Source organism: Stenotrophomonas sp. 05L44_2 (assembly GCF_056665995.1).
The window spans coordinates 1-6,808 of the sequence record NZ_JBFTNR010000348.1; the positions used below are offsets into that span (position 1 = coordinate 1).

Below are 6,808 nucleotides of genomic sequence, written 5' to 3' on the forward strand. Positions count from 1 at the left end.
CCCCGCAACCGGACCCACCCCGCCATCCCACGGAATGCCCGCTTTTGCCGTTGCCGTTGCCGTTGCCGTTGCCGTTGCCGTTGATTCGGCAGGTGCAGGGCGCAGCCCTGCAAACCCACCCCACCCTCACCTCACGCCGCGATCCGCAGAATCGGCTTCAGCGTAATCCCCCGCGTGCTGTCCTCGGCCGCCTGGTTGATCTGCTCCAGCGGATAGAACTTCACCAGCCTGTCGAACGGGAAGCGCCCCTGCTGGTACAGCGTCACCAGCTGCGGAATGAACACCTGCGGCACGCTGTCACCCTCGACAATGCCACGGATGCTGCGGCCACCCAGCAGCAGGTTGTTCACATCGAAACTGGCAGTGGTGCCCAGCTTCGGCGCACCGACCACGCCCATCATGCCAAGCCCGCCGAGCGCTTCGATGCCGGCCGACAGCACTTCCGGGCGCCCGGTCGATTCCAGCGCGAAATCGGCGCCACCCCCGGTGATCGCGCGCACCGCCTCGATCACGTCGGTCTCGCGGCTGTTGACCACATGGGTGGCGCCCAGCTCCATGGCCAGCTGCAACCGCGAGGGCACCACGTCGATGGCGATGATGGTGGTGGCCCCGGCCACCTTGGCCGCCATCACCGCGCTCAGGCCGACCGCACCGGCGCCATAGCTGGCGAAGCTGCTGCCCGATCGCACCTGCAGCGAGTTGAGCACCGCACCGGCACCGGTCTGGATGCCGCAGCCCAGCGGGCCGAGCAGCTCCAGCGGCGCATCGTCAGGCACCTTGATCGCATTGATCTCGCGCGCCAGCGCAAACGTGGCGAACGACGACTGTGCAAAGAAGTGATCGTGCAGCGGTTGGCCCTGTGCATCGGTGATGGCGGTATGGCCGTGGCCATCATCACCACCGAAATTCAGCGCGAAGAAATCGCGGCAGTACGCACCGTGGCCACCACGACAGGGATTGCAGTGGCCGCATTGGCCGTAGGTCAGCACGACATGGTCGCCGGCCTTCAGTTCGCGCACGTTGGGGCCGACCGCCTCGACGATGCCCGCACCCTCATGGCCCAGCACCGCCGGCAGCGGCACCGGATAGTACTGGTCACGCACGATCAGATCGGTATGGCACAGGCCGGTCGCTACGATCTTCACCAGCACTTCGTCGTCCTGCGGGCCGCGCAGGCGCGCCTGCTCGATGACAAAGGGCTGTTCCTTGCCGCGCACCACCGCTGCGGTGATGTCACGCGATCCACTGTTGCTGCTCATCGTTGCGTTCTCCTCGATCAGATGGGATAGGCCGGGGCTTCGCCCTTGACCGTCATCCATTGCCACTGGGTGAATTCCTCCACGTTGGACGGGCCGCCGATGCTGGTGCCGTTGCCGGACGCCCCTACCCCACCGAAGGGATTGATGACCTCGTCGTTCACGGTCTGGTCGTTGATGTGCAGCAGACCGGTGCGCAGGCGCTCGCCCAGCTTCAGCGCGCGGCCGACATTGCGGGAGACGATCGCCATCGACAGGCCGTACTCGCTGTCATTGGCCAGGCGCACGGCTTCGTCGTCGTCATCGAACGGCACCACCACCGCTACTGGCGCGAAGATCTCTTCGTTGAACGCCGGATTGTCGACACTGACGTTGCCGAGCACGGTGGGTGCGAAGAACAGGTCCTGGTGGGTGCCGCCGGTTTCAAGCGTGGCACCCGCCTTCACCGCGTCGTCGACCACACGCGCTGCATGGTCGCGTTGCGCGGCATTGATCAGTGGACCCAGCGCAACATCCTCGCGTGCCGGGTCACCCACCTTCAGCGACTTCGCCTTGGCCACCAGCTTCTGCAGGAAGGCCTGGTGGATGCCGCGCTGTACCAGCACACGGCCGGTGGCCATGCAGATCTGGCCCTGGTGCAGGTACACGCCCCAGGCGGTGTTGGCCACGGCCAGGTCGAGATCCGCATCGTCAAGGATGATCAGCGCGTTCTTGCCGCCCAGCTCCAGCGACACCTTTTTCAGGTGCTTGCCGGCGGCTTCGCCAACCTTGCGTCCGGCCGCCGTCGAGCCGGTGAACTGGATCATCGCCACATGCGGGTCGCTGGTCAGCGCGGCACCGGCGGCGCCGTCGCCGGGCAACATCTGCAGCACACCCTGCGGAAGACCAGCCTGCTCGAACAGGCGTGCGATCACCGCACCACCACACACCGCCGTGCGCGGGTCCGGCTTGAGCACCACGGCATTGCCGAGCGCGATCGCCGGCGCCACCGCGCGCATCGCCAGGTACAGCGGGAAATTGAACGGAGAGATCACCCCCACCACACCCAGCGGACGGCGCCGCGCCAGGTTCAGCCGCCCAGGTTCGGACGGCAGGATCTCACCCACGCTGCGCGAAGGGAGCGCGGCGGCCTCATGCAGCGCCTTGATGGTCACCTTGGCCTCGAAACCGGCCTTCAGGCGGGTGGAGCCACTTTCACGGACCAGCCAGTCGATCAGCGTATCGATGTTTTCTTCGGCCAGGCGTGCAGCCTTGCGCAGCACCTCGGCGCGCTGTTCGTACGGCGCTGCCGCCCATGCCTGTTGCGCCTGCGCCGCAGCGGCCGCCGAACGTGCGACCTGCGCCGCATCGGCCAGGCCGATTTCGCCAAGCRAGTGCCCGGTGGCGGGCTCGATCACCGGCTGGCGCTGTGCAGCGGCGCTCCATTGACCGTCGAAGAAGGCGCCTGACCAGAGTGCGTCCGGCAGCCATGGGGAAGATGCAGTCATGAAAAGTCCTCCTGTGTCGTGCCGCCATTGCACGCCTGGCCCGCAGCGTCGGCAATCGGCCATTGGCGTGATGTCGGCAAGGGATTGAATCAATGGGAATTTCCAGCATCGCCGTTGTCCAGTTCCTGCACAGTGAACGGCGCCCCTGCAGCGGCCCGCCTACAATGGCCACCCCCGCCAGCCGATGCGCCCGCCATGACCGACACCCCCCTGCCCACCGATGACCCGATCGCCGCCACCCGCCTGTGGCTGGAGCGCATCGTCATCGGCCTGAACCTGTGCCCGTTCGCCAAGGCGGTGTACGTGAAGGACCAGGTCCGCATCGTGCTGAGCGACGCGACCACACCCGAAGCCCTGGTGGAAGAACTGGCCGAAGAACTGGTGCTGCTGCGCGACACGCCGGCCGAGCAGATCGATACCACCCTGATCGTGCATCCGCAGGTACTGACCGACTTCCTCGACTACAACGACTTCCTCGACAACGCCGATGCGGCGATCGAGGCGCTGGACCTGCAGGGCATCCTGCAGGTGGCCAGCTTCCATCCGGACTACCAGTTCGATGGCGTCGCCGCCGATGACGCCAGCAACTACACCAACCGCGCGCCCTACCCCACCCTGCACCTGCTGCGCGAAGACAGCGTGGCACGCGCGGTGGATGTCTACCCGGACCCGGACGTGATCGTCGAGCGCAACATCCAGACCCTGGACCGGATCGGTGTCGAGGGCTGGCACCGTCGCCTGCGCGGCGACGACCTGTCATGAGCACGGTGCCGCCGATTGCCACCTGGCCGACTGCGCCGCTGCACGGCAGGGTGGTGCTGGTCACCGGCGGTGCCAACGGCATCGGCCGCGGCATCGCCCAGGCGGTGCTCGGTGCCGGCGGCCGTGTGCTGATCGGCGATCTGGACGTAGAGGCGGGCCAGGCCTGCCTGGCCGAATGGCAGCGCAGCGATGATGCCGCGTTCCAGCGGCTGGACATCACCGACGAAAGCAGCGTGCGCGACTTCATCGCGGCGGCCCTGCAACGCTTCGGGCGCATCGACGGCCTGGTCAACAATGCCGGCATCGCCGGGCCGCACGGCACCCTGCTGCAGGACATGGACTGGGAAGAATGGCAGCGCCGGCTGTCATCGCTGCATGGCGCGTTCCTGTGCAGCAAGCACGCATTGCCGGCGTTGTCGGCCGACGCAGGCGCGATCATCAACATCGCATCGACGCGCGCCTGGCAGTCCGAGGCCCACAGCGAAGCCTACGCTGCGGCCAAGGGCGGGCTGGTGGCCTTCACCCACGCTCTGGCCATCAGTGCGGGACCGGCGGTGCGGGTGAACAGCATCAGCCCCGGCTGGATCAGCACCGATGCCTGGCAGGCGCCGTCACGCCGGCACGTGCCGCAGTACTCGGCCACCGACCACGCCCAGCATCCGGTTGGCCGCGTCGGCGAACCCGAGGACATCGGCGCACTGGCGGTGTACCTGCTTTCCTCGTTGTCCGGCTTCAGCACCGGCCAGGACTTCATCGTCGACGGCGGCATGACCCGGAAGATGATCTACGCCGATTGAAAGCGGGACGCCCCGGTAGCGCCGGGCCATGCCCGGCGGCTTTCCTACACCGCGCTACGTGCTCGCCGGGCATGGGAAGCGATTCCAGCTCGGCGGATGGTTCACCGCCACTTCCGCACGCACCCGCTCAAGCAGTGCCAGCACGCTGTCCTGCGCCGCCTCGAACTGGCTGTGCAGCAGCATGTCGAACAGACCGAATTCCAACTGGCGCACGGTGGYCATGCCGCTGTGGAAGTTGCGTGCGGCCAGCATGCGCTCGTACAGCGCGCGCGGCAGCGGCTCGCCGGTTTCCACATGCGCGGTCATGCCCTGAAGGTGGTCCCATTCCCAGCAGAAGTTCTCCATGAACTGGCTGGGCAGCTCCACCGCATCCCACTCCACGCCGTTGATGCCGGCCACGCCCAGTTCGCCGATGCGGGTCAGCAGCTGATGCAGGCCATGGCCCATTTCATGGAACAGCGTGGTCACTTCATTGTGGCTGAAGGTTGCCGGCTTGCCATCGGCACCACGGCCGAAGTTGCACACCAGGTACACCAGCGGCGTCTGTACGCTGCCATCGGCGCGCTCGCGGCGGTTGCGGCAGTCATCCATCCACGCGCCGCCACGCTTGCCCTCGCGGGCGTACAGGTCCAGGTAGAACTGGCCCACCAGGGCGCCCTGCGCATCCACCAGGCGGAAGAAGCGCACGTCCTCATGCCAGACCGGCGCGCTGTCTTCCTGCACGCGCAGGGCGTACAGCTGCTCGATCACCGAGAACAGGCCGCCGAGTACCTTCGGTTCGGTGAAATACTGCTTCACTTCCTGCTCGGAGTAGCTGTAACGCGCCTGCTTCAGGCGGTCGGCGGCGAACGCCAGATCCCAGGCCTGCAGGCTGTCGATACCGAGATGCTCGCGGGCGAACTGCTCCAGCTCGGCGCGGTCCTTGGCCGCGAACGGCTTGGCGCGCGCGGCCAGGTCACGCAGGAAGCCCAGCACTTCGGCGGGGTCGCTGGCCATCTTGGTGGCCACCGAATAGTCGGCGTAGGAATCAAAGCCCAGCAGCGCGGCCAGCTCGGCACGCAGTGCAAGGATGCGATCGATGTTGCCGCCGTTGTCCAGCGCATCGTCGCCGAACTCGGAGGCGCGTTGCGCGCTGGCGCGGTACAGGATCTCGCGCAGGTCGCGGTCCTCGCCCCAGGTCTGCACCGGCAGGTAGCACGGCATCTGCAGGGTCAGCTTCCAGCCTGCCTTGCCGTCTTTTTCCGCAGCGGCGCGTGCAGCAGCCTTCACATCGTCCGGCACGCCGGCCAGGCGCGCCGGGTCTTCGACGATCAGCGACCACGCATCGGTGGCGTCGAGCACGTTCTGCGAGAACTTCGCCGACAGCGCCGACAGTTCCTCCTTGATGGCGGAAAAACGCTGCTGCGCGTCCGCATCCAGTTCAGCACCGCCGAGGCGGAAATCACGCAGGGTGTTGTCCAGCACCTTGCGGCGCGCCTCATCAAAACCGGCCGCTTCGGTGCTGGCCGCCAGCGCCTGGTACTGGCGGTACAGCGTCAGGTTCTGGCCCAGCGCACTGGCAAAGCGGGTCACCCGCGGCAGGTTGCTGTTGTAGGCCTCACGCAGTTCCGGCGTGTTGACCACGCCCTGCAGGTGGCCCACCAGGCCCCAGGCGCGCCACAGGCGTTCGGTGGCGTCGTCCAGCGGGGTGACGAAGGTCTGCCAGGTTACCGGCTGCACCTGCTCGGCAGCGCTGACCGCCGCTTCGGCCTGCGCCAGCAGCACGTCCAGCGCCGGCGCCACATGCTCGGGGCGGATCGCCTCGAAGCGCGGCAGGCCGGAAAAATCGAGCAGGGGGTTGGCAACGGTCACGGCAGGTCTCCAGAGTACGGGCCCGGCAGCGCGGGCAGCCAGATCGATATGGCGCTGGCCGGGCCGGCAGACAAGGGGCGGCGGGCCATTGTTCACGTCGGCCTTACGGCCGCCGGCTGAAGCTTGCAGCGCGGGGGAGACCGCAGCGGAACGTGTCGAGGAGGCCCCACATGGAAGGTCTGGCTCCAGCTCCATCCGCAGTACGTTCACCAACGCTGGCGCTGTCGGCCAGCCCGACTGAACTGGCCTGGATCGCCGCGCTGTGCGATGCGGGCGATGATGCGCCGCGCCACCTGCAGCAGTTGCAGGCACTGCAGCGCCAGGGCGGCAGGTTCAGCGATGAGCAGGAATGGTATCCGTTCGAAGTGATCGAGCGCGGTGCCAGCCAGGTGCGGCTGGGCCACGAGCGCGAATTCGTCATCTGCGTGCTGCTGTGGCTGCAGGCCCTGGCCCAGGGCCGGGCCAGCAGCCTGGACCCACGTCTGCACCTGGACGACCGCGCCGTGGAGATCGAGGCCCTGCCCGACGCGCTGCGCGATGCGGTACTGGAGGCCTTCATGGCCGCGGGGTATTGAGCGCGATCCAATGCGCCGCTGCGCTCGCCGGGCATGGCCCGGCGCTGCCGACCTGTCCTGTGGTAGCGCCGGGCCATGCC

Annotated in this window: 5 protein-coding genes and 1 pseudogene; 3 read left to right on the forward strand and 3 right to left on the reverse strand. The window is 67.5% G+C overall.

Going from position 1 to position 6,808, the window contains the following annotated elements; all coding sequences use genetic code 11:
- Positions 1 to 131: 131 nt before the first annotated feature.
- Together AC1VAN_RS13115 and AC1VAN_RS13120 are read right to left on the reverse strand one after the other, a co-directional pair.
- Entirely contained in the window at positions 132 to 1,259 is a 1,128-nt protein-coding gene (locus AC1VAN_RS13115; RefSeq protein ID WP_025877316.1) for an NAD(P)-dependent alcohol dehydrogenase, read from the reverse strand.
- A gap of 17 nt (positions 1,260 to 1,276) precedes the next feature.
- Positions 1,277 to 2,743: a benzaldehyde dehydrogenase gene (locus AC1VAN_RS13120; protein WP_480985947.1), complete on the reverse strand. Its 1,467-nt coding sequence runs from the start codon at positions 2,741 to 2,743 to the stop codon at positions 1,277 to 1,279.
- A gap of 195 nt (positions 2,744 to 2,938) precedes the next feature.
- On the opposite strand from AC1VAN_RS13120, the gene AC1VAN_RS13125 reads away from it, so the two are divergent.
- Both AC1VAN_RS13125 and AC1VAN_RS13130 read left to right on the forward strand, forming a co-directional pair.
- Complete coding sequence (locus AC1VAN_RS13125) at positions 2,939 to 3,505, forward strand: DUF1415 domain-containing protein (protein ID WP_025877318.1); 567 nt, start codon at positions 2,939 to 2,941, stop codon at positions 3,503 to 3,505.
- Positions 3,502 to 4,302 (forward strand): SDR family oxidoreductase, encoded by an 801-nt coding sequence (locus AC1VAN_RS13130; protein ID WP_313116052.1) that lies wholly within the window; start codon positions 3,502 to 3,504, stop codon positions 4,300 to 4,302. Before AC1VAN_RS13125 ends, AC1VAN_RS13130 begins: the two co-directional genes overlap by 4 nt.
- 72 nt (positions 4,303 to 4,374) lie before the next feature.
- Here AC1VAN_RS13130 and AC1VAN_RS13135 read toward each other — a convergent pair.
- A pseudogene (locus AC1VAN_RS13135) lies at positions 4,375 to 6,153 on the reverse strand (M3 family metallopeptidase); the annotation flags it as partial.
- A gap of 170 nt (positions 6,154 to 6,323) precedes the next feature.
- On the opposite strand from AC1VAN_RS13135, the gene AC1VAN_RS13140 reads away from it, so the two are divergent.
- Positions 6,324 to 6,728, forward strand: a complete 405-nt coding sequence (locus tag AC1VAN_RS13140; protein ID WP_033832265.1) for a hypothetical protein — start codon at positions 6,324 to 6,326, stop codon at positions 6,726 to 6,728.
- Positions 6,729 to 6,808: the final 80 nt, after the last annotated feature.